Annotated in this window: 21 protein-coding genes; 16 read left to right on the top strand and 5 right to left on the bottom strand. The window is 44.4% G+C overall.

Annotated elements, in window-relative coordinates; genetic code table 11:
- Window positions 1-2: 2 nt before the first annotated feature.
- Complete coding sequence (gene fliK, locus METVE_RS0100900) at window positions 3-938, top strand: flagellar hook-length control protein FliK (RefSeq protein WP_020166562.1); 936 nt, start codon at window positions 3-5, stop codon at window positions 936-938.
- Entirely contained in the window at window positions 931-1,245 is a 315-nt protein-coding gene (locus tag METVE_RS0100895; RefSeq protein ID WP_020166561.1) for an EscU/YscU/HrcU family type III secretion system export apparatus switch protein, read from the top strand. Before fliK ends, METVE_RS0100895 begins: the two co-directional genes overlap by 8 nt.
- A gap of 29 nt (window positions 1,246-1,274) precedes the next feature.
- Here METVE_RS0100895 and fliE read toward each other — a convergent pair whose 3' ends face one another.
- Window positions 1,275-1,649 carry a flagellar hook-basal body complex protein FliE gene (gene fliE, locus METVE_RS0100890; protein ID WP_020166560.1) on the bottom strand — a complete coding sequence of 125 codons (375 nt, stop codon included), beginning with the start codon at window positions 1,647-1,649 and terminating at the stop codon, window positions 1,275-1,277.
- A 194-nt stretch (window positions 1,650-1,843) separates the two neighbouring features.
- Between fliE and fliF the strand changes: the two genes are divergently transcribed.
- The 14 genes from fliF to METVE_RS0100820 all read left to right on the top strand — a co-directional run bounded on the left by fliF (window position 1,844) and on the right by METVE_RS0100820 (window position 14,231).
- Complete coding sequence (fliF, locus tag METVE_RS0100885) at window positions 1,844-3,505, top strand: flagellar basal-body MS-ring/collar protein FliF (RefSeq protein WP_020166559.1); 1,662 nt, start codon at window positions 1,844-1,846, stop codon at window positions 3,503-3,505.
- Entirely contained in the window at window positions 3,498-4,493 is a 996-nt protein-coding gene (gene fliG / locus METVE_RS0100880; protein ID WP_020184146.1) for a flagellar motor switch protein FliG, read from the top strand. The genes fliF and fliG overlap by 8 nt, the downstream gene beginning before the upstream one ends.
- A complete protein-coding gene (locus tag METVE_RS0100875; RefSeq protein ID WP_020166557.1) occupies window positions 4,486-5,136 on the top strand; it encodes a FliH/SctL family protein in 651 nt (216 codons plus the stop codon). Before fliG ends, METVE_RS0100875 begins: the two co-directional genes overlap by 8 nt.
- Window positions 5,129-6,523, top strand: coding sequence for a flagellar protein export ATPase FliI (gene fliI / locus METVE_RS0100870; protein WP_020166556.1), 1,395 nt, complete (start codon window positions 5,129-5,131; stop codon window positions 6,521-6,523). Before METVE_RS0100875 ends, fliI begins: the two co-directional genes overlap by 8 nt.
- Window positions 6,524-6,575: 52 nt before the next feature.
- A complete protein-coding gene (gene fliJ, locus METVE_RS0100865; protein WP_232415346.1) occupies window positions 6,576-7,019 on the top strand; it encodes a flagellar export protein FliJ in 444 nt (147 codons plus the stop codon).
- 46 nt (window positions 7,020-7,065) lie between these two features.
- Window positions 7,066-8,400 (top strand): flagellar hook-length control protein FliK, encoded by a 1,335-nt coding sequence (locus METVE_RS0100860; RefSeq protein ID WP_020166554.1) that lies wholly within the window; start codon window positions 7,066-7,068, stop codon window positions 8,398-8,400.
- Between the two features lie 200 nt (window positions 8,401-8,600).
- Complete coding sequence (gene fliL / locus METVE_RS0100855) at window positions 8,601-9,077, top strand: flagellar basal body-associated protein FliL (RefSeq protein ID WP_020166553.1); 477 nt, start codon at window positions 8,601-8,603, stop codon at window positions 9,075-9,077.
- Between the two features lie 6 nt (window positions 9,078-9,083).
- Complete coding sequence (fliM, locus tag METVE_RS0100850; protein ID WP_020166552.1) at window positions 9,084-10,088, top strand: flagellar motor switch protein FliM; 1,005 nt, start codon at window positions 9,084-9,086, stop codon at window positions 10,086-10,088.
- On the top strand, window positions 10,078-10,479 hold the full coding sequence (gene fliN / locus METVE_RS0100845; RefSeq protein WP_020166551.1) for a flagellar motor switch protein FliN: 402 nt from the start codon (window positions 10,078-10,080) through the stop codon (window positions 10,477-10,479). Before fliM ends, fliN begins: the two co-directional genes overlap by 11 nt.
- 74 nt (window positions 10,480-10,553) lie before the next feature.
- Entirely contained in the window at window positions 10,554-11,054 is a 501-nt protein-coding gene (gene fliO, locus METVE_RS0100840; protein ID WP_020166550.1) for a flagellar biosynthetic protein FliO, read from the top strand.
- A 51-nt stretch (window positions 11,055-11,105) separates the two neighbouring features.
- The gene (gene fliP, locus METVE_RS0100835; RefSeq protein WP_020166549.1) at window positions 11,106-11,864 is read left to right on the top strand and encodes a flagellar type III secretion system pore protein FliP; all 759 of its coding nucleotides are present in this window, start codon (window positions 11,106-11,108) and stop codon (window positions 11,862-11,864) included.
- 8 nt (window positions 11,865-11,872) lie between these two features.
- Window positions 11,873-12,142, top strand: a complete 270-nt coding sequence (gene fliQ / locus METVE_RS0100830) for a flagellar biosynthesis protein FliQ (RefSeq protein WP_020166548.1) — start codon at window positions 11,873-11,875, stop codon at window positions 12,140-12,142.
- Between the two features lie 2 nt (window positions 12,143-12,144).
- Window positions 12,145-12,936 (top strand): flagellar biosynthetic protein FliR, encoded by a 792-nt coding sequence (gene fliR / locus METVE_RS0100825; protein WP_020166547.1) that lies wholly within the window; start codon window positions 12,145-12,147, stop codon window positions 12,934-12,936.
- A gap of 59 nt (window positions 12,937-12,995) precedes the next feature.
- Entirely contained in the window at window positions 12,996-14,231 is a 1,236-nt protein-coding gene (locus METVE_RS0100820) for an EAL and HDOD domain-containing protein (RefSeq protein ID WP_020166546.1), read from the top strand.
- A gap of 84 nt (window positions 14,232-14,315) precedes the next feature.
- Here METVE_RS0100820 and METVE_RS0100815 read toward each other — a convergent pair whose 3' ends face one another.
- The 4 genes from METVE_RS0100815 to flgJ all read right to left on the bottom strand — a co-directional run bounded on the left by METVE_RS0100815 (window position 14,316) and on the right by flgJ (window position 20,567).
- Window positions 14,316-16,580, bottom strand: coding sequence for a sensor domain-containing phosphodiesterase (locus METVE_RS0100815; RefSeq protein WP_020166545.1), 2,265 nt, complete (start codon window positions 16,578-16,580; stop codon window positions 14,316-14,318).
- Between the two features lie 71 nt (window positions 16,581-16,651).
- Window positions 16,652-17,566: a flagellar hook-associated protein FlgL gene (gene flgL, locus METVE_RS0100810; protein ID WP_020166544.1), complete on the bottom strand. Its 915-nt coding sequence runs from the start codon at window positions 17,564-17,566 to the stop codon at window positions 16,652-16,654.
- A 34-nt stretch (window positions 17,567-17,600) separates the two neighbouring features.
- Window positions 17,601-19,550, bottom strand: a complete 1,950-nt coding sequence (gene flgK / locus METVE_RS0100805) for a flagellar hook-associated protein FlgK (protein WP_020166543.1) — start codon at window positions 19,548-19,550, stop codon at window positions 17,601-17,603.
- A gap of 87 nt (window positions 19,551-19,637) precedes the next feature.
- Window positions 19,638-20,567: a flagellar assembly peptidoglycan hydrolase FlgJ gene (flgJ, locus tag METVE_RS0100800; protein ID WP_020166542.1), complete on the bottom strand. Its 930-nt coding sequence runs from the start codon at window positions 20,565-20,567 to the stop codon at window positions 19,638-19,640.
- Window positions 20,568-20,580 lie beyond the last annotated feature (13 nt).

Below are 20,580 nucleotides of genomic sequence, written 5' to 3'. Positions count from 1 at the left end.
TTATGTACAAGCCTTTGTCCAGCGATGTTAAAGCCATTGATAGGGTATCGGCCATCAAGCCGCTCGGCCTACTTGATGATCACCGGCGCAACAGCAGACTGGAACTGCCGCAGTTAGTCAAAGGCCATATTTACAGCGCTAAAATCATCGACGTTGCTGTCAATGGTGGTCTTAAAGTTTCTGTTGAAGGTCGTCAGCTGGTCTTAAATATGCAGCAGCACTGGAAAATTGGCGAAACGCTGACGCTTAGATATATGGGCGATGAGACGGGTATCAGTTTTCAGTTGTTACCTCACGTGGCTGAAAATACCGCACAGGTTATTTTAAGTCCTACTGCCAAACAAGTTGCTGAGCAGATCAATCTGGCTAATCGAGAAGGCGCCGCCAACATCTATCAAGCGATGATCCCCGCAACCAACAAGCCCGAGCAAGTCAAGCAGTTTGCGGCAGATTTACAACATACTATGGAAGTGACGGGCTTATTTTATGAATCGCACTTAGCGGATTTCACGCAAGGGATTAGAACATTAAGTAGCCTCATGCAAGAACCACAAAATCAAGGTGGTCTCATATTGCATCATTTAATGGCTCAGCAGTTGAATGTATTAGAAACTCAACGCTTGGTTTGGCACGGGGAGATTTGGCCTGGACAGTTAGCAGATTGGCAGGTGGAAGTGGAGAATCAGTCACAAGCCGGGTCAGATATCTCTCAAGAGACAACTGTAAGCAGTCATTTAAATCTGCAATTACCACACTTGGGAAATATCACAGCAAAAATCCGTCTAGCAGGTGACAAGTTAACGGTTGCACTGGTTGCAGATGAACAAGCTACCACAGACACTTTGAAGATTAATAGCCGGGCTTTGATTCAATCTTTAGAACAGCATACTGGAAGATTAGAAGCAATCTCAATTGCACAAGGTAATCGCGGTGAGTGATAAGCAAACGCCCCTGCAGCAAGCGATTGCACTGACCTATGAAGTAGGAGAATCAGCGCCGCGTGTGGTCGCAAAAGGGCGTGGTGTGATTGCCCAGCGCATCATTGAAGAAGCAAAGGCGCACAATGTATTTGTGCATGAATCCAAAGAGTTAGTAGCCTTGCTGATGCAAGTGAATTTAGACGATCATATTCCGCCGGCTTTATATACTGCAATCGCTGAGGTTCTGGCTTGGTTGTATCAATTAGAGAATGGTATTGATACTAATGAGGCTCAGCCGCCATCTACGAACCTCATTACTTTGTAGAGTATTGGCCAATAGCACAAGGTTACAGTTTATATTTGCATATTCATGATGTCGTTGTACGCCGCGATGAATTTATTGCGCACTTGGACAGTGGCTTGAAATGAAATGCTGGCTTTTTGCATGGAAATCATCACATCGGATAAATTTACCCTGTCGTCACCCATGGCAAAACGCTTGCCTAAGGTGTCCGCTTCAGTTTGTACTTTGTTTACCTGATTCAATGAGGACTTGAGGGCATCTGCAAAATTTACTTTATTAGTGCCGGGAGTGCTATTGATGGCTGTAGATGACCCTACGCTGCCCATATTCCCATCAATACTCTCGGTTGAGTTTTTTTGTGCGGCGGCTTTAAGCTGCGCCATCATTGCTTCAATCCTGCCTGAATCTATTGCTGTTACTTTCATGGTCTCTCCATATCGCTAGTTAAACCAGATTCTTACCCTCATACAATAGCAGTTCGTTTATCAAGCAAGCCGATAAATAACCTCGATAAAATCGTTCTATTCTGGCTTTTGATTTTTTTTCTGACTCGCATAATGCTATCCAATAGCGGTGCACCTAACTTTCAGGTTTAAGCATCGTAACAATGCCTCAGGATATGGAGATACAAGTGGCAGCAGAAAAAGATAGCGTTGAGAGTAATAAAGCAACAAATTTTAAATCGCAGTTCAGTAATAAAATATTGCTGATAGCGGGTATTGCTGCTGTGATCGCTGTCATGGTGGTGGTTATGATGTGGAGTCAGCAACCTGATTACCGCGTGCTATTTTCCAATTTTTCGGATAAAGATGGTGGCGAAATCGTTGCAAGCTTGGAGCAAATGAATGTGCCTTATAAATTCTCCGAGGGCGGCACAGCAATTTTGGTACCTGCGGCGCATGTGCATCAAGCACGTCTAAAAATTGCTGCGCAAGGCTTACCTAAGGGCGGCAATATTGGTTTTGAGTTATTAGAAAACCAGAAGTTCGGTGTTTCCCAATTTGTTGAACAAGTAAATTTTCAACGAGGGTTAGAAGGTGAGTTAGAACGTAGTGTGCAATCCATCTCCGCCGTACAAACCGCACGTATCCATTTAGCAATTCCTAAACCATCCGTATTCGTAAGCGAACAGCAGAAACCCTCAGCCTCGGTTTTACTTAATTTGCATCAGGGTCGTGCTCTGGATCAACAGCAAGTGAGTGCGATTGTGCATTTAGTTGCGAGCAGCATTCCAGAGTTATCCCCTTCAAGTGTCACCATCGTGGACCAAAATGGTAGCTTATTGACAGATGCCACTAAAAAGGAAAACACGAATAATCTGGATCCAAGTCAGATTAAGTATGTAGAAGAGTTGCAAAAAAATATTATTAAACGTGTGGAGTCGATCATTAGCCCTATTGTGGGTGCGCAGAATGTCCATGCAGAAGCCAGTGCCGATGTGGATTTTTCTACATTAGAACAAGCGGCAGAAACGTATAAACCTAACCAGACACCAGATGCAACTGTGATTCGCAGCCAACAAACGGCTGAAACGCAAAGCGCTATGCCAAATACCACAGGTGGGGTACCTGGCGCTGTATCCAATCAACCGCAAGCGAATCAAGCACAGCCTCCTGCAAATCCAACAGTAGGTGCAGCCTCGCCAGCACCTGCTGATGCTGGCAATAATGCAACGCCGTTAAACTCTCAAAAAAATACCACTACAAATTACGAAATTGATAAAACCATTCGTTACACGCAACAATCCATGGGTGGCATTAAGCGTTTAACCGTTGCGGTCGTGGTGAATTATAAACAAGAGGTCAATAAAAATGGCAAAACCGTCACACGCCCTTTGACGGATGCTGAAAAAAACCAAATTAGTGACCTGGCTAAGCAGGCGATGGGATTCCGTGAAGATCGTGGCGATTCACTCAGTGTGGTAAACAGTTCTTTCATGGTGGCTAGACAAGAGCAAGTGGCAGAAATACCGCTCTGGAAAAAACCGGAAATGATGGATATGGCTATGCAATTTCTGAAATATCTAGCCGGCGCGATGGTGCTCTTCATCTTGTATAAAAAACTGCTTAAACCCATGGCTAATAAATTGGTACAAGTGCCTAGTCCTGCATTGCTAACAAGTAACGGAATCGATGCTGTAGTGAACTTAAGTCAAACGAACGGACAGGAAGGTCCAGTTAAAGGCTACCAGAACAATCTGATCACCGCCCGACAAACGGCAAAAGACAACCCGCGCATGGTGGCAAGCGTGGTAACCAATTGGGTGAATGGCAATGATTGAAAACGGGACTATGCGCGCAGCAGTACTCATGCTGACATTGGGCGAGGATGAAGCCTCTGAGGTGATGAAATATCTCGGACCAAAAGAGGTTCAAAAGCTAGGTGCCGCGATGGCGTCTCTCAAAGCTGTAGCCAATGAAGATGTAGAAGATGTATTGGGCAGTTTTGTGACCGCCGCAGACGCGAGTACTACTTTTGGTTTGGATTCAGATGAATACATCCGGTCTGTGCTGACCAAGGCTTTAGGCGACGATAAAGCCTCTAGTTTACTCAATCGTATTCTGCAAGGCCGCGATGCCAGCGGTATTGAAAGCCTTAAGTGGATGGATGCAGAGTCCGTGGCCGAGTTTATTAAAAATGAACATCCACAGATCATCGCCACGATTTTAGTGCACTTAGAGGCTGACCAGTCTGCCGAGGTATTAGGCGCGTTCACGGAGCGTTTGCGCCAAGACGTCATGTTACGTATTGCTACCTTAGATGGTGTAAAACCAGCCGCATTAAAAGAGCTGAATGAAGTTCTTACCAAGCTTTTATCTGGCAATGAAAATCTGAAGAAAAAATCAATTGGCGGCATCAAGTCAGCTGCCAATATTATGAACTTCATGAATGGCGAAAACGAATCGAACCTCATCGAAGCGCTCAAGAAATATGATGAGGAAATGGCGCAAAAAATCATGGATGAAATGTTCGTATTCGACAACATTATGGAAATCGATGACAAGGGCATCCAAACCATTCTTAAGGAAGTGCAATCGGATAGCTTGATCGTCGCTCTCAAAGGGGCTTCAGCAGAATTGCGTGAAAAAATATTCAGCAATATGTCTACTCGTGCAAGTGAAATGCTCAAGGAAGACTTAGAAAGCAAAGGTCCAGTCAGACTCTCAGAAGTGGAAGCCCAGCAAAAAATCATTCTGCAAACTATTCGCAGATTAGCTGAAGAAGGGCAAATCGTACTAGGCACGAACTCTGAGGATGCGTATGTCTAGCATGATTATTCCTAAAGAGCAGCAAACGGCTTATGAGCGCTGGGAACTTTCGTCCTTGGGAGGCCATAGCAATAGAACTCAGTCGATTCGTGAAAAAAAATCCTCTGAGTTAAGTGAGACCTTGACCCAAATGTCGGATGCAGCTAGACAAGAAGGCTATCAGCAAGGGTTAAAGCAGGGCTATGAAGAGGGAAGCCAGCAAGTTCGCTTAGAACTAGGCGTGAATCAGCAAGCGTTAGAAAGTATTGCCGAAGCGATGCATAAAATAGTGGATGTGCATCAACAGCAAATCACACAAGACTTGCTTAACCTTGCGTTGGATATTGCGAAAAGTATGATTAAAAGTAGGATTGAGGTGAATCACGACGTCATCATCCCGGTGGTGGAAGAGGCGATTAAGTCACTGCCTTATATACAAAAACCTGCAAAAATCATTGTTAACCCTAAGGACGCTGCAATTATCAAACAAGAGCTTGCGGAGAAAATCAATGGAACATGGTTGGTAACTGAAAATAACGATGTTGAGCGAGGCGGGTGTTTAATCGAAACGGGTGCTAATCAGGTAGATGCTACAAATGCGACACGTTGGAAACGCATCAACGAAGCGCTGGGCTGTAAAACAGATTGGATGATGCATGAGTAGCACCGCGCAAATTTGGCAACAGAAGGTCGCTGGCTACAGTTCAATGCTCAACAAAGTTGAATCATTCGAGGTGTGCGGACGCATTACCAAACTCACCGGGTTGGTCATGGAAGCGGTCGGCATCCATTTGCCAGTGGGGAGTGCTTGTATCGTTCCAATCGGCGAAAATAGCAACGTTGAAGCTGAAGTGGTAGGCTTCGACGGTGATCGATTACTATTAATGCCTCACAGTAATGTAGATGGGATCGTACCCGGCGCTAAGGTCTATGCGCTGAATACCACTCAGGTGCAACTCAGTCCTACTGGCCAGAGCGTACCAAAACGCCGCGCCTCCGACCATTCACGTCATTTGCCTGTCGGTGATGCATTGTTGGGTCGTGTACTCGATGGTGCAGGCAGGCCGCTGGATAGTCTGGGACCCATTAATTCTCATCATAGTGCACCGTTAACTGTGCGCCCGCTTAATCCATTAACAAGGGCGCCTATTGAGGAAATTCTTGATGTGGGTGTTCGAGCAATCAATAGCATGTTAACGGTTGGCAGAGGGCAGCGTATGGGCTTGTTTGCGGGATCGGGCGTGGGTAAAAGTGTGTTGTTAGGCATGATGGCACGATACACCACCGCAGATGTGATTGTTGTGGGTTTGATTGGTGAGCGCGGTCGAGAAGTAAAAGAATTTATTGAGCAGATTCTTGGGCCGGAGGGCTTGGCCCGCTCCGTGGTTATTGCAGCGCCAGCAGATGCACCAGCATTGTTGCGCTTACAAGGGGCAAACTATGCCACCACCATTGCCGAGTATTTCCGCGATCAAGGAAAAAACGTTCTGCTTATTATGGATTCACTCACGCGTTTTGCGATGGCACAACGCGAGATCGCGCTAGCTGTGGGTGAGCCTCCTGCAACAAAAGGTTATCCACCCTCCGTGTTTGCGAAATTACCGGCATTGGTAGAGCGCGCCGGCAACGGTAGGCCAGGCGAGGGGTCCATTACGGCATTTTATACCGTGCTAACTGAGGGCGACGACCAACAAGATCCTATTGCAGACGCAGCCCGTGCTATTTTAGATGGACATATCGTTTTAAATCGGACTCTGGCTGAGAGTGGCCATTACCCAGCGATCGATATTGAACAATCGATCAGCCGTGCCATGCACAACATTACATCTAGTACACATCAAAAACTATCTCGCAGGCTTAAACAGTTGAACTCGCGGTATATGCGTAGTCAAGATTTGATCAATGTAGGGGCTTATCAAGCGGGTAGCGATCCTGTTCTTGATGAAGCGATAGCTAGAAATACGCAGGTACAGGCATTTTTACAACAGGATATTGCAGAGCGCGCCGATGTTGCAGATAGCTTGCAGCAGCTGGGCCAAGTATTAGTTTGATCACAGGTATTAACTTGATAAGTTGTATTGATAAACGCTCAGGAGAATGATGATGTCCGCAAAAACAGTATTAGTCACATTGCAGCAACTTGCTACAAAAGCGGTGGATACCGCGGCTGAGCAACTGACAACCAGTAATCAATCGCTTGCTGATGAAAAGAATACATTGGTCATGCTCGAAAAATATCGTGATGAATACATTGCTAAGTTATCGGTAAAGCTGGAAACAGGTGTGGATATTCAAATTCATCAGAACTTCCAACGATTTTTGCAAATGTTGGATGATGCAATTAAAGGTCAAGAACAGGTTGTGGAAAATGCCAAGGCAAAAGTAATGATGGATCAACACGCTTGGCAATATAGTAATAAAAAGAAGTTTTCATATGACGTGCTGGGTGACCGCTATCAAAAGAAAGAAAACCAATTGGAAGGTCGCCGAGAGCAAAAGCTTATGGATGAATTTGCCATGCGTGTTAGCAAAGTAAGAATAGCCTAATGGTTTAAAGCTCGCTTTTACAAAACTTATTATTAAGAGATTATTAATGGCATTCATTACCGCTAACCCACTGCAAACAGTTAAGCAGAATCAAAGTCAGGTTGTCATCACGACTAGTGAATCAAATGCAGAAGCTTTTCAGAAAGTATTAGAAAAGCAGTTAAACCATGCTGAGTTACAAAAAAAACGTGATGAAGTTGTGAAGCCTGCTGGCGATAAAACGCACAAAAATTTATCGACTAATCCATCAACGCCCGAAATACAGGATGATAAAGCCAAGCTACCCTTAGCTCACACTGCAAAAAGTGCTCATCAGAAAATAACGCGTACACAGCACAATGGGGATAAAAAAACAGTACTGAATGAAAAGCCTTACACAGATAACAAGCTTAGAAATAATGAAAATCTAAAAGATAAAGTAGATTTATTAGGTGGTTTTCTGACCGGTGAAAATTCAGGACAATCGGTATCTCTAATAAACAGTGCAGCCCAAGACCAAGCCATCGCCAGCGACGTTAATCACGAGCTACAGCATCCTAAAGAGTCGGCCATTGTTACGAATCCATTGTTGCCCATGCTGAATATGATCCATATCAATTCGACTATTCAATCTAAACTCGATAAATCTGCGCCCGTGCTTGATAACGGTTCAGATGAAATCAAAAATAGCGGATTAATTGATGCCAAGTTCTCCGAGCTTCCTATCGATGAGAAGTGGGCTAAAAAGAACCCATTAGATGTTGTTGCTGATGTTGAAACACCTGATGATCATGAAAATCGCCAGATGGGGATTAGCCAAAGTTTTACAGAATCGTTGAATCAGCAATCAAATTTTCATGATGAATCTGAAGTTAAATTAACGAATCAATTCAGTAGTCTACAAGTATCAGCTAACTTACCTACAACTGCACCGGTAGTGGTTACTGCGACAAATAGCGCCCAGCCTGTCATTAGTTATGATATTGCCCCTAAATTAGGCGGTTCTGATTGGAATGAAGCTATTAGCAAAAGAATCATCTGGATGGTAGGGACGGAACAGCAATCTGCTACTTTAACGCTTAACCCGCCGGATCTAGGACCATTACAAGTGGTGATTCAGGTGCATAACCAACAAGCAGATACCACTTTTATTTCACAAAACCCAGAGGTTAGACAGGCGCTACAAGATGGCTTGGATAACCTACGCGATATGATGACAAACTCTGGTATACAACTTGGCCAGGCAAATGTCCATTCTGACAACCAAGCGCAGCAACATTCCCAGCGATCAACTCAATCTGCCTTGGGCCCCATCGCTACATCAGATGATGCTCAATCGACTGTTACTAATACTACATCTAGGATTTTCGTTTCTAATGGCTTAGTTGATACATTTGCTTGACCATATGAATAAGCGCTATCAGCAATAGTCTGTCAAATAAAGCCCAAGTTTTAGCTGAGATATTGTTCGCGATATTTAAAAGACTCAAAATCTGTATGGTGATGCGTTAATTTACTATGGTTTCCCCCCTCTGTTCCACGCATCCTGCTAGTGGTTTTTTTTTGATAATGTAGTCATGGGTTATCACTAAAAGGTTAGCAATGGCACAGCAAAACGAAGTGGACGTCATTCCACCTAAAAAATCAAAAAAAATTATTATCCTAAGCGCACTCCTTTTATTGGGCAGTGCGGGTGGGGCAGGTGCCTGGTATTACAATCAAGCGCCTCATTCACCGAAAGCGGTTAAAGAGAAACCTTCTAAACCACCAGTGTTTGTGAGTCTTGATACATTCACAATAAATTTACTGCCAGATCCAGCCGAACAGTTCCTGCAAGTGGATATTACGTTACAGCTCGCCGATGAAACCGATGCCGCTTTGGTAAAGACCCATATGCCCGAAGTGAGAAATCGATTGTTGATGCTGCTAACCACAAAAAAAGGTGATGATATCAGCACCTTAGAAGGCAAGAAAAAACTAAGCACTGAAATTTCCGCACAAATGAATCAAACATTCACTGCCGGCAACAAGCTGAATAAAGTCGCTGGCGTATTCTTTACTTCTTTCGTTATTCAATAACCCATCATGTCTGATGAATTCTTATCCCAGGAAGAAGCCGATGCCCTCTTAATGGGGGTTAACAACGAGCAGGAAGAGCCTGAAACGGAGATAGATCCGTCACAAGTCCGTGATTACAATCTTGCGACCCAGGAACGAATTGTACGTGGGCGTATGCCTACGCTTGAAATCATTAACGAACGTTTTGCGCGTTTGTTGCGGGTAGGGTTGTTTAACTTTTTAAGACGTACGGCTGAAGTATCCGTCGGGCCAGTTCGCATTTCCAAATACACGGATTTCATCCGGAATTTAGTCGTACCTACCAATCTTAATTTAGTACAAATGAAACCGTTAAGAGGGACGTCACTGATCGTATTTGACCCTACGCTCGTGTTCTTAGTGATTGACAACATGTTTGGCGGGGACGGTCGTTTCCATACCCGCGTAGAAGGTCGAGACTTCACACAAACTGAACAGCGAATCATCCAACGGCTACTAGAGATTGTATTCGAAAACTATGCTAAATCATGGGAGCCAGTCTATCCAGTGGAATTTGAATATATCCGTTCTGAAATGAATACACAGTTTGCCAACATCGCGACACCCAATGAAGTCGTGGTTTCAACAACATTCATCGTCGAACTAGGCTCGGCCACAGGTGAGATCCACTTTTGTATGCCTTATTCGATGATTGAGCCTATCCGAGACATGTTAACTTCTAGCTTGCAAGGTGAAATGCTCGGGGTTGATAAGCGCTGGGTTAGATTGATGACACAACAGATTCAAAGCGCTGAAGTTGAAATTGTTGCTGAACTTGGAAATAGCAAGTTGCAGTTGGCAGATATCTTGAAGATGAAAGTGGGCGATGTCATACCCCTAAAAATAGATGAAGAGATTGAGGCGCGCATTGATAGCGTACCCATCATGCAGTGTCGTTATGGCATTTCAAACAGCCAGTATGCCTTGCGAGTCGAAAAGTTATTAAGAGCCAATTCTACAGAATATGTTAAAGGAGATACGTATGGAGAATAATCCTGAGGTGGTAGCTGAAGATGATTGGGGTGCCGCAATGGCGGAACAGCAAAGCGCTACCGTTCAAACAAAATCTGATCAAGCGGCTGTTTTTGCCGAGCTTTCAGGCAATAAATTAAGTGACACACAAAACGATATCGATTTCATTTTAGATATTCCAGTGCAATTAACAGTCGAGTTAGGGCGCACAAAAATTGCAATTAAGAATTTATTGCAACTAGCACAAGGCTCTGTCGTAGAGTTGGATGGCCTGGCCGGTGAGCCCATGGATGTATTGGTGAATGGCTGTCTGATTGCGCAAGGTGAAGTTGTGGTGGTGAACGATAAATTCGGGATTCGCTTGACTGACATCATTACGCCTGCAGAACGAATTCGTAAGTTGAATCGCTAGTAGTCAATCGCAAACGTACTAAATCGCAAGCGACTAGATAAACAGCAAATTAGATAAAGAGTGCAAAGAGTGCGATGAAATTCATCCTTAAATTTTTAGCGTTAAACATCGTTAACTTGTGCCTGCTGCAGCAAGCCTTTGCTACAACCGCGCCGGCTACGATGGCTACTCCGACAGTTAGCCTATTCAAAACGATATTCGGGCTAGCAGTGGTGTTAGGTGTGATGGCAGCGCTGGCTTGGTTTGCTAAACGCATGGCTGGACGGCAAGGTAATTCTCATTCAGTGGCACGTATTGTCGGGGGTGTCAGTGTCGGATCCCGTGAGCGTGTTGTGGTGGTTGAAGTGGGCAACCGCTGGTTAGTTGTAGGGGTGGCAGCTGGTCAGGTAAATGCCATTGCTAACTTAGGTAAAGAGGATGGCGCGACGCTTTCAGTGCGGACTAACTACGCTGAGCCAAAGGATGGTATTGAAGCTGCGCATTTACAGCATATGCCTAGCCTATTACAGAACGGGCAAAGCTTTTCCGTCTGGTTAAAACAATCTTTAAACAAAGCTTACAAGAAACATGATTGATAAGAAACATGATTATAAAAGCTATGTTTTTGAAACCCCTAAGCACTAAGCATGAGCGTGAATATGAAGTTTTCTAAATTGTTAAGTTTGCTATTTTTACTTGGTTTTGCACTGCCCATCTATGCTGCAGAATCTGGAAGCATTGCCGTACTGAATGCCACACCAGCGTTGGGTGGTGGCCAGGATTACAGTCTTAGCTTACAGACGCTTATCCTATTAACTTCGCTTTCATTTTTACCGGCTTTATTGCTGATGATGACAGGGTTTACGCGCATCATCATCGTGCTCTCACTTTTGCGTCAGGCATTGGGTACACAGTCTTCGCCACCTACCCAAGTATTGATAGGCCTTGCCTTGTTTTTGACATTTTTCGTGATGAGCCCAGTATTAGATAAAATTTATGCTGATGCCTACCTTCCTTATTCTGAGAACAGAATAAATATGCAAGAAGCGTTAGATAAAGGTGCTGCGCCGCTTAAATCATTCATGCTCAAGCAAACGCGTGAAACGGACTTGGCGTTGTTCGTGAAAATGTCTAATAAACCACCACTCAAGAGTGCTGCTGATGTGCCGTTAAGTGTATTGGTACCCGCTTTTGTCACCAGCGAACTCAAAACCGCATTCCAGATAGGCTTTGCCGTATTTATCCCGTTTTTGATTATCGATATGGTGGTAGCAAGTGTGCTGATGTCGATGGGGATGATGATGGTGTCTCCAGCGATTGTTTCTTTGCCCTTTAAGCTCATGCTGTTCGTGTTGGTGGATGGCTGGGGTTTGATTCTGGGTTCTTTAGTACAAAGTTTTTATTAGGAGGCCTTATGAATCCCGAAAGCGTTATGACCATGGCGCGCCACGCGATGGAAGTTCTATTGCTAGTATCTGCGCCTATATTATTAGTAGTGCTGATGATCGGACTGGTCGTCAGTATTTTTCAGGCGGCTACGCAAATCAACGAACAGACATTGTCATTTATTCCTAAACTTGTGGGCGTGTTCGCAGCTTTAGTGATCGCAGGCCCGTGGATGCTATCTGTGATGGTGGATTACATGCGAGTAGTTTTTACCAGTATTCCGAGTATGGCTGGCTAGCTATGATTTCGCTTAGCAGCGATATTTTACAAAGCTGGATCAGTGGCTTGCTGTGGCCACTTACAAGGGTGTTAGCGGTCTTGGCAGCTGCGCCTTTGTTGAGCAATCGCGTCATCCCGCTTCGTGTTAAGTTGGGCTTCGGGTTATTACTCACAATGATTATTGTGCCGACCTTGCCCAGTCTGCCCCAAGTCGATGTTATTTCATTGACCGGTCTTTTAATACTCGTCCAACAAATCATTATAGGTACTGCCATCGGTTTCAGTTTACGTATCTTTTTGGCAGCAGTAGAGCTTGCCGGACAATTATGCAGTCTGACCATGGGCCTGGGTTTTGCCAGTTTTTTTGACCCGGCATCCGGCGGTCAATCCACCTCAATCAGTCAATTTTTCGGCCTGCTGGCAATGCTGGTTTTTTTGAGTATGAACGGTCATTTGATGTTAATCAGTGCAATGTTAGAAAGTTTTCACACCTTGCCCATCAGCGCTGATGGGTTAACACATATCAATGGCATGACCATGGCCATGTGGGCCAGCAATATTTTTAGCGCTGGGCTCATGATGGCCATGCCGGTGGTTGCAGCTTTGCTGATTACCAATATGGCGTTGGGCATTCTTACTCGAACAGCCCCGCAACTGAATCTTTTCGGCATTGGCTTTCCTATCACGATTGGTATGGGCTTTCTAATCATTGCCTTGTCATTACCGGGCATGCTCAAACCGATGCAGCATCTGATTAACGAGAGCTTTAGTTTCTTGAGCAGCATCAGTAGCCCAAGCCCAGGCAAGCCATGACTACTGCACCAGATTTTTTTAGTAACAATGACTATTGCATATAAATAACAGGTAAAAATATGGAAGCCACCTCACAAAGTCTCGCATTCATCGCACGCCAACCAATACTGAATACGCATCAGGAGATTGTTGCTTATCAATTATTATTTCGTGATAGCGCAGAAGCCAAAAGTGCTGTCATTGTCGATACTGATGAGGCGTCTGCTCGGATACTGGTGAACACATTAAGTGATATCGGGACCCAAGGTCTATTAGAAGACAAATCAGCATTTATTCTAGTAGATACTGAACTGCTGAATAACGAATTATTAGAACTATTACCTCCCAGCAAAACAGTATTGGAATTGCTGGAGTCCGTGGTGTTGGATGAAGCGACCTTGCAACGTTGTCAAGCTTTACGCCAAGCCGGCTACAAAATAGCAGTTCGAGATGACCCCACATTGCATAACGAGGTGAATCCTGCAGTGAGTCGATTAGTCGATTACGTGAAGATTGATGTCCATAAAGTTGGGGTAGAGCAGGCAGCCATCAGATTCAAGAATTACCAATTTCTGTCGAAGAAAATGATTGCAGAAAAAGTTGAAACGAGAGAAATATTTGAAGCCTGCAAAAAAATCGGCTTTCAGTTTGTACAAGGCTATTACTTCGCACAACCACAGATTTTCACGGCAAAAGTCATTAATCCTGCTTTCGTTACTGTCGTGGAATTATTGAATTTGGTCAGCAATGATGTCGATATGAAGTTAATAGAAGATGCTTTCAAAAGAGATCCTGCACTGTCATTCAAATTATTGCGCTATATCAACTCTGTAGGTTTTGGACTTTCATGTGAAATTCAATCTATCAGGCACGCGCTCACTGTGATCGGTACCAAGCAACTATTTCGTTGGTTAACGTTGTTAATGGTCACAGCAGGTCAAAACTCCATTTCATCTGCACTCATGAAAACTTCGATTATTCGAGGGAGGCTCACGGAATTATTAGGTGAAAGCTATTTCGGTAAAGCAGGTCAGGATAACCTTTTTACTATCGGGGTATTTTCACTGCTTGACGTAATGCTTGGGATGCCTATGGATGAAGTTCTCAGTAAAATTGATCTACCAGAGGTATTATCAGATGCTTTGCTTAATAGGCAGGGGATGTATGGCCCATTCTTGTCGTTAACAGAAGCTTGCGAAGCAGGTAATGAAGAGAAATTGAGAGCAGTTGCAAGCGCTTTATACATTAACCCTGCAGACGTGAATCGTTGCCATATGTCTGCAATCTCCTGGGCGGAATCCTTCGCATTGAGTTAATCGATAAGTTAAAGCAACGCGTGCCGTTTAAATGGCACGTAACTTATTAAGCATATTGTTTATGCTTAACTTAAATAGTAAAAGTTAAGATTGCTTTGACAGCAAATATTGGTGAAAATCTTTTACATTCATTGGCTTAGAGAGATAATAGCCCTGTGCATAGTCGCACCCAGCTTTTAGCAACAAATCATGTTGAAGCTTCGTTTCTACACCTTCTGCGATGACTTTGATGTTGAGCTTATGGGCCATTACAATCATCGCTTCGCATAAAGCATAATCATCCGCATCAGCGTTTAAGTTTTTTACGAATGATTGATCGATTTTGATGTAATCAATTGAGAATTTTTTTAGGTATGCTAAGGATGAGTAACCTGTACCGAAATCATCTAGTGCGACTTGCATGCCGGCATTCATAAATGCGACCAGTTTGTCTGTGACCTCATTCGTTGCATCGAGCAATAAACCTTCGGTAATTTCGATACAAATATTTTCTCCGGTCAACCCGTTTTGTGAAAGATGTTCAAACCAATGCTGATGAGTACCTTTGAACTCAGTAAATTGTACAGGTGATTTATTGATGCTGATCTGGAAGTCTTCAATGCCAAATGATTCCAATGTTTTGACTTGTTTTACTGCTTCTTCAAACACCCATTGTCCCAAACGAACGATGAGCCCGGTTTTTTCTGCGACCGGAATAAATTGGGCTGGACTTACCATTCCTTTGACTGGATGTTGCCAGCGAATCAACGCTTCTGCTTTTTTAACATGGCCAGTCGCCAGTTCGATGATGGGCTGGTAGACCAAAAAGAACTCTTTGTTGTCTACCGCATTGTGTAAATCCGTTATCAGGTGCAATCTGGTCTGTGACTCTATTTGCATTTCTGCTTGGAAATAATGGTAACGATTGCGACCGGCTTTTTTTGCGGCATACATCGCTTGGTCAGCATTTTTAAGTAATTCGTCTGTCGTCAGTGCATTATCAGGATATATGGTGATGCCAATACTAGATGATAAATAGATGGTTTCTTTTTTAATCTTAAAAGGTTGAGTCAGGACATTTAAAATATTTTGTGCGACGATTTCTTCGGATCCTTTCTGAGCAATATCACTCAAAATAACGGTAAATTCATCTCCGCCCAGTCGGGCAACCGTATCAGAGTTACGCACACAGCTGACTAATCGCTGCGCCGCTTCTATGAGCAATAAATCTCCAACATCATGGCCCAAAGAATCGTTGATCTCTTTAAAATGATCAAGGTCAATGAACATCAAGGCGACTCGTACATGGTCGCGATGCGCCTTTTTAATTTCCTGACCTAAACGGTCAATAAATAACGTACGGTTAGGTAAATCCGTCAATGGATCAAAGTAAGCCAACCTTTGAATTTTGGCTTCATTTAATTTTCTATCGGTAATATCCCTGAATACTACGGTGACGCCGCATAACTTACCATCCAGATCAATGAGCGGATTGGTGCTGTAGTCAACGGGAAAGAATGTACCGTCTTTTCGCCAAAAAACTTCAGTACTTACTTGCCGGGGTAGACCATCCACCAGGGTTTGTAAAATAGGGCATTCACTCTTCGGATAAAACAATTCATCTGCATGATGATGATGCATGGTGATATGGGCATTTTTTCCGAGCAAGCCGCCTTCTGGCCAGCCCAGTAACCTAGATGCCGCAGCATTTTCGACTACGATTGTACCTTCCAGATTAATGACATGAATGCCTTCGGCAGCGGAGTCCAGGATAAGCTGATTTTGCAATTCCGTGAGCCTGAATCGTGTTTCGATTTCCAGGATTTCTTGATGGTCTTTTTGCTTGATTAGCAGCTCAATATGTTCCATTGCCAGCACGGCCAAATCTTGCAGCATTTTGATTTGGTCATTGCTTATGGAGCGCGGTTGGTAATCGATAACACATAAACTGCCGATATTATGATGATCATGCGTTTTTAGCTGCACACCTGCATAAAATTCTATACCGGTCGCGCTATTAACTAGGGGATGCTCTTTAGTACGTGGGTCCGTTTTAGCATCATAGATAATGTAAGGGGTGTCTTGTAATACAACGGAAGCGCATAACTCTGAGTGAAGTTGATATTCTTTAACATGCGTCCCATAGTGCGATTTGCTCCATATACGTTCGTCATCCACCATGTTGATCAAGGCGATAGGAAAGTTCAGTAAATGGGCAGCAATCTCGGTAATTTTGTCTAACACGCCATCGCTAGGCGTGTCTAAAATATGGTAGCGTCTAAGGGCTTTTAATCGGGCGATTTCAATCCCAAGTGTTTCTCTATTTAATTTATTATCCGAATAAACATTTTGCGTCGCGACCTGATTCATTTTGATTCACTCTTTTTATTGCCCTTGATGCGCTGCGCTTAATAACTAATCTGAGCTAAGTTGATTTGCTATTAGATATAGTTGAAAAGCGACAAGCTGGTAGTTTTTACAAAGGATTGCTGTGCAGCCGTCAGAATGGTTTGCTGTTTGGTCAAGTCTGAAAGCGCTTGTGCATAATCTAAATCCTCCAAACCGGATAAGGTTTTACTCATTTGCAATACGGCGTCTTGTCCTGCCACTTCAATCCCATCTAGCTCTTTCAATTTTGTGCCGGCGATCGCACGTGAATTCAAAATATTGTCGAGTGTTTGATACATATTAGTATCCGCAGTCGCCAAGCCGGCAGTCAGCGCAGCGCGATCAGCTGCGGTATCAATGGGCGTGTCCAGTAAATTAGCCAGATCGTTAAGCGTTTTAAAGGCATCTAAGCCATTGCCTTGAAAGATGTTTTTCCCAGTATCGCTAATGGCCATTTTTCTACCATTGGAAACTTGCAGATACTGTTGATTATCATCACCCTGATATGTGGCGCCAGTTGCAGACTTCACATAGGTGGGCGTAGTGTTCTCGAAGCCGGAAAATAAATAATGGCCGGCACCATCTTTGGTGTTGGCAAGGCCGATCAACTGATCTAAAGAGGCACGAATCTCAGATGCCATATAGGAACGTTCACTGTTGCTGTAGCTACTGTTACCAGCACTTACCAGCGTAGATTGCACGGATAACACAAGGTCAGACACGCTGCCCAATACGTTGTCTACCATGCTTAATTGGTTTTGGGCAACAACCCGGTTGCTCGCTAGCTGTGCGTTGGTAGACAAGGCTTGCTTGATTTCGAGTGCACGTGATGAAGCAATAGGATCATCTGAGGGCGATAGGATTCGCTTGCCTGTGGAAATCTGCTGTTGCCGCCGGGATTGATCACTCTGCAACTCGCTGATTCTGTTAATGCCACTTTGGTAAATGGTATTGGTGCTGATTCTCACGTTAACTCCTTCATGCTATTCGTTAGCACTAAAATTATTGTCTACCTATGGTAAGGAGTACATCGAATAACTGACTGGCAATCTGCATCATCTTGCCGGCGGCCTGATAAGCCTGTTGGTAGCGCAAAAGGTTGGTCGCTTCTTCATCTAAATTGACGCCTGATTCGGACTCCTGAGCGGCAATTGCTTGAGTCAGCATTTGATTCTCTGCTTTACTGGTTACTTGTAATTCACGAGTCTTGTTGCCCACTAATGAAACCAGCTGGTTGAAAGCACCTTCGTAAGTACTCGTACCATTTGCCATAAAGCTACTGGTTTGCAAGCCTGCAAGTTGCAAGGCATTGCGATTATCGCCGTTGGCACTGTTGGTGTTAGGCGTCAATGTAAATTGATCACCATTGGCGATTGCGCCAGTCACCTGGAGTTTAACGCCTGCGAATTCGATCGTATCGCCGCTGGTATATGGCACTGGCGTGCCAGCCGGGTAGGTTGTGCTGACACCCGCCGTGGTAACCGTAACTGCTTCCCCCGCAGGGAATCCCGATAATGTATTGGTGCCACTGTTATAACTGAGTGTGACAGGCGCGCCTAATGGGGCTGCTGCATAAGCAGTACTGACGGTTATTCCGCTGATGCTGCCAGTGCCTGTATTGGTCGTCGCGTTTGCGGCACTCATGACTGGGGCGCCTGCGGCGATTTTGGCTGTATTGGAGATGACGAGTTTTAGATCTGCAGCCCCATTCACCGTGGGTTGAATAAGGAAGTTATCACCTGCCTGCATAGCGCCGGCACTTATTTGTATTATGATGCCATCGATGGTTTGCGGTAAACTTGCAAACGTCTGAGTCTGATTATCACTCAAGCGGGCGATTGTGTAATTGCTGCCATCAAATTTTAGCTTGTAATCACTACTGGTCAGTGCACGCGTATCGGCAATCTGACTCGTAATAGTTGCGTTACCCGCATTGGCTACATTTTGTGTTACCAATGGCACTGGCGGCGCAAAGAAATTCCCACCCGGTTTGCCCAGTGCATCTAGCCCTTGTGCGTGCTGCTCGTTAAAGGTTTGTGCGACTGTCACCGCAATCAAACCCAGCTGGTTTTTAATCGGATCTAGCGACTGCTCACGGAATTCCAATAAACCGCCTAATATACCGCCGGACATACTATTGGGGCTTAACAAAGTAGTCTTGCCATTGGCCACATATGCGACATCAAGACGTCCGCCATCCGTGGGTGAGTTGGCTGTTGTCAATTCGAATGTCTGTGTGCCAACTACCAGTGGCAGACCGCTGCCGATGAACAGGTTGTACTTACCGCCATCCTGATTCACTACAGTGGTTTTAACGAGTTTACTTAACTCTAAAACAAGGTGGTCACGCTGATCGAGTAAGTCGTTTGGCGGGGAGTTATGCGTGCCGTAAGATTTTTCAATGACATCATTCAGTTTTGCAATCGATTTTGCGTAAGCATTGATTTCATTGACGCCAGCAGTAAGCTGCGAATTCACGCTTTCACCTAACGCACTTAACCGATCGCCGATACTATGAAAACGGTCTACCAACGATTCGGCAGAGGATAAAGCTGCTTGCCTGGTAGCGGAATCGCCAGGGTTGCTGGTCAGTGTTTGAATGCTGTTGAAAAAATCTTGCAGGGCAGGTGAAAGACCCGCTGCAGAATCCGACAGCATATTATCAATCTGCACCATTTGCGTGTGGTATGTGGCTAAAGAACTACTCGTTGATTGTGCACTGACTACCTGACGCGCTAACACTTCGCTATAGATGCGCTGTATTGCGCTTACTTGAGTCCCTTGACCTACATAGCCATAGCCGAAATTTTGGGCATTTGCAGCGCTTTGAATGACCACTTGCCGAGAGTAGCCCGGGGTAGAAGCATTTGCAATATTGTGGCCGGTCGTGCTAATACCCACTTGTGCTGCAGAAAGTGCGCTTTGCCCGATGCTTAGAATATTAGATGCCATTGATTAGACTCTTTCTACGTGTATAAGACTATGTCGGCAAAAAAATGAGAAACTTTAGGTGGTAATGCAATAAATTTACTATGCACATTACACTGCAACCTTATTAACGACGCTGATTAACTTACTGGCATAATTGGGATCTGTCGCGTAGCCAGATTTTTGGATTGCCGCGGCATAATTATTCACATTATCCAAGTTCGCCATCACTCGCTCATAGCGCGGGTTATTTTTCATTAACTTAGCAAAGTCCTGAAAAGTTTCCGCGTAAGAATCATATGCTCTAAATTTTTCGATACGTTTCTGTTTGATACCATTTACGTACTCCGTAGTCATGGCTTCCACGACTTTACCTTTCCACGATGCATTGGCTTTGATTCCAAATAAATTATGGCTTGATGTGCCATCCGAGCCTTTAATCTCGCGTTTTCCCCAACCGCTTTCCAGTGCGGCTTGACCAATCATGAAATGGGCGGGTATTCCCGTCTCACGGCTCACTTGTTCTGCATGGCTAGCTACCCGATTTTTGAATGAAAGCGCATTGCCAGGCGATAGCTGTGTTGGCGAAACGTTACTACTTGTACGCTCAACTGGATTTATAGTATTAGCAGGTAATTTTTTTAATGAATGTAAATTCGACCCGCCAATTTCGACATCAGTATTGCTTTGCGGCACTATCCCTTTAGTTTCTGCGAAAGGCAGGTCACCCGGTTTAGAGTGAGACGCACGGGTTAATTGACGCGTTAATATGTCTGCAAGGCCAACACCATGCGATGCGATATTTTGGCTCAACTGCTGATCGAGCATCGCTGTAAACGTCTTAGTCTGCTCGTTATCAAACATGCCTTCTTGCGGTGTGGCATCACGCATACTTTTCAACATCATGTTGACAAACATGGCTTCAAACTGCGAAGCCACAGCTTTTACAGAGGCGGGCGAATTGTCTTTAGACGCGATTTTTAAGTCGCTTAAGCTGTTCGCATCAATCGCCAGTTTGCCGGTAAGGTTCGAATCAATCATGTGATATATTTAA

The organism is Methylotenera versatilis 79, from assembly GCF_000384375.1.
Taxonomy (GTDB): domain Bacteria; phylum Pseudomonadota; class Gammaproteobacteria; order Burkholderiales; family Methylophilaceae; genus Methylotenera_A; species Methylotenera_A versatilis_B.
The sequence above is the reverse complement of the archived record's forward strand: the minus strand, read 5'-3'. Positions and strand labels throughout refer to the sequence as shown.

Excerpts from the sequence above, each read along its gene's own strand:
- fliK (WP_020166562.1), top strand. The coding sequence starts at position 3 with ATGTACAAGCCTTTGTCCAGCGATGTTAAAGCCATTGATAGGGTATCG.
- fliE (WP_020166560.1), bottom strand. The coding sequence starts at position 1,649 with ATGAAAGTAACAGCAATAGATTCAGGCAGGATTGAAGCAATGATGGCG.
- fliF (WP_020166559.1), top strand. The coding sequence starts at position 1,844 with ATGGAGATACAAGTGGCAGCAGAAAAAGATAGCGTTGAGAGTAATAAA.
- fliG (WP_020184146.1), top strand. The coding sequence starts at position 3,498 with ATGATTGAAAACGGGACTATGCGCGCAGCAGTACTCATGCTGACATTG.
- METVE_RS0100875 (WP_020166557.1), top strand. The coding sequence starts at position 4,486 with ATGTCTAGCATGATTATTCCTAAAGAGCAGCAAACGGCTTATGAGCGC.
- fliI (WP_020166556.1), top strand. The coding sequence starts at position 5,129 with ATGAGTAGCACCGCGCAAATTTGGCAACAGAAGGTCGCTGGCTACAGT.
- fliJ (WP_232415346.1), top strand. The coding sequence starts at position 6,576 with ATGTCCGCAAAAACAGTATTAGTCACATTGCAGCAACTTGCTACAAAA.
- METVE_RS0100860 (WP_020166554.1), top strand. The coding sequence starts at position 7,066 with ATGGCATTCATTACCGCTAACCCACTGCAAACAGTTAAGCAGAATCAA.
- fliL (WP_020166553.1), top strand. The coding sequence starts at position 8,601 with ATGGCACAGCAAAACGAAGTGGACGTCATTCCACCTAAAAAATCAAAA.
- fliM (WP_020166552.1), top strand. The coding sequence starts at position 9,084 with ATGTCTGATGAATTCTTATCCCAGGAAGAAGCCGATGCCCTCTTAATG.
- fliN (WP_020166551.1), top strand. The coding sequence starts at position 10,078 with ATGGAGAATAATCCTGAGGTGGTAGCTGAAGATGATTGGGGTGCCGCA.
- fliO (WP_020166550.1), top strand. The coding sequence starts at position 10,554 with ATGAAATTCATCCTTAAATTTTTAGCGTTAAACATCGTTAACTTGTGC.
- fliP (WP_020166549.1), top strand. The coding sequence starts at position 11,106 with ATGAGCGTGAATATGAAGTTTTCTAAATTGTTAAGTTTGCTATTTTTA.
- fliQ (WP_020166548.1), top strand. The coding sequence starts at position 11,873 with ATGAATCCCGAAAGCGTTATGACCATGGCGCGCCACGCGATGGAAGTT.
- fliR (WP_020166547.1), top strand. The coding sequence starts at position 12,145 with ATGATTTCGCTTAGCAGCGATATTTTACAAAGCTGGATCAGTGGCTTG.
- METVE_RS0100820 (WP_020166546.1), top strand. The coding sequence starts at position 12,996 with ATGGAAGCCACCTCACAAAGTCTCGCATTCATCGCACGCCAACCAATA.
- METVE_RS0100815 (WP_020166545.1), bottom strand. The coding sequence starts at position 16,580 with ATGAATCAGGTCGCGACGCAAAATGTTTATTCGGATAATAAATTAAAT.
- flgK (WP_020166543.1), bottom strand. The coding sequence starts at position 19,550 with ATGGCATCTAATATTCTAAGCATCGGGCAAAGCGCACTTTCTGCAGCA.
- flgJ (WP_020166542.1), bottom strand. The coding sequence starts at position 20,567 with ATGATTGATTCGAACCTTACCGGCAAACTGGCGATTGATGCGAACAGC.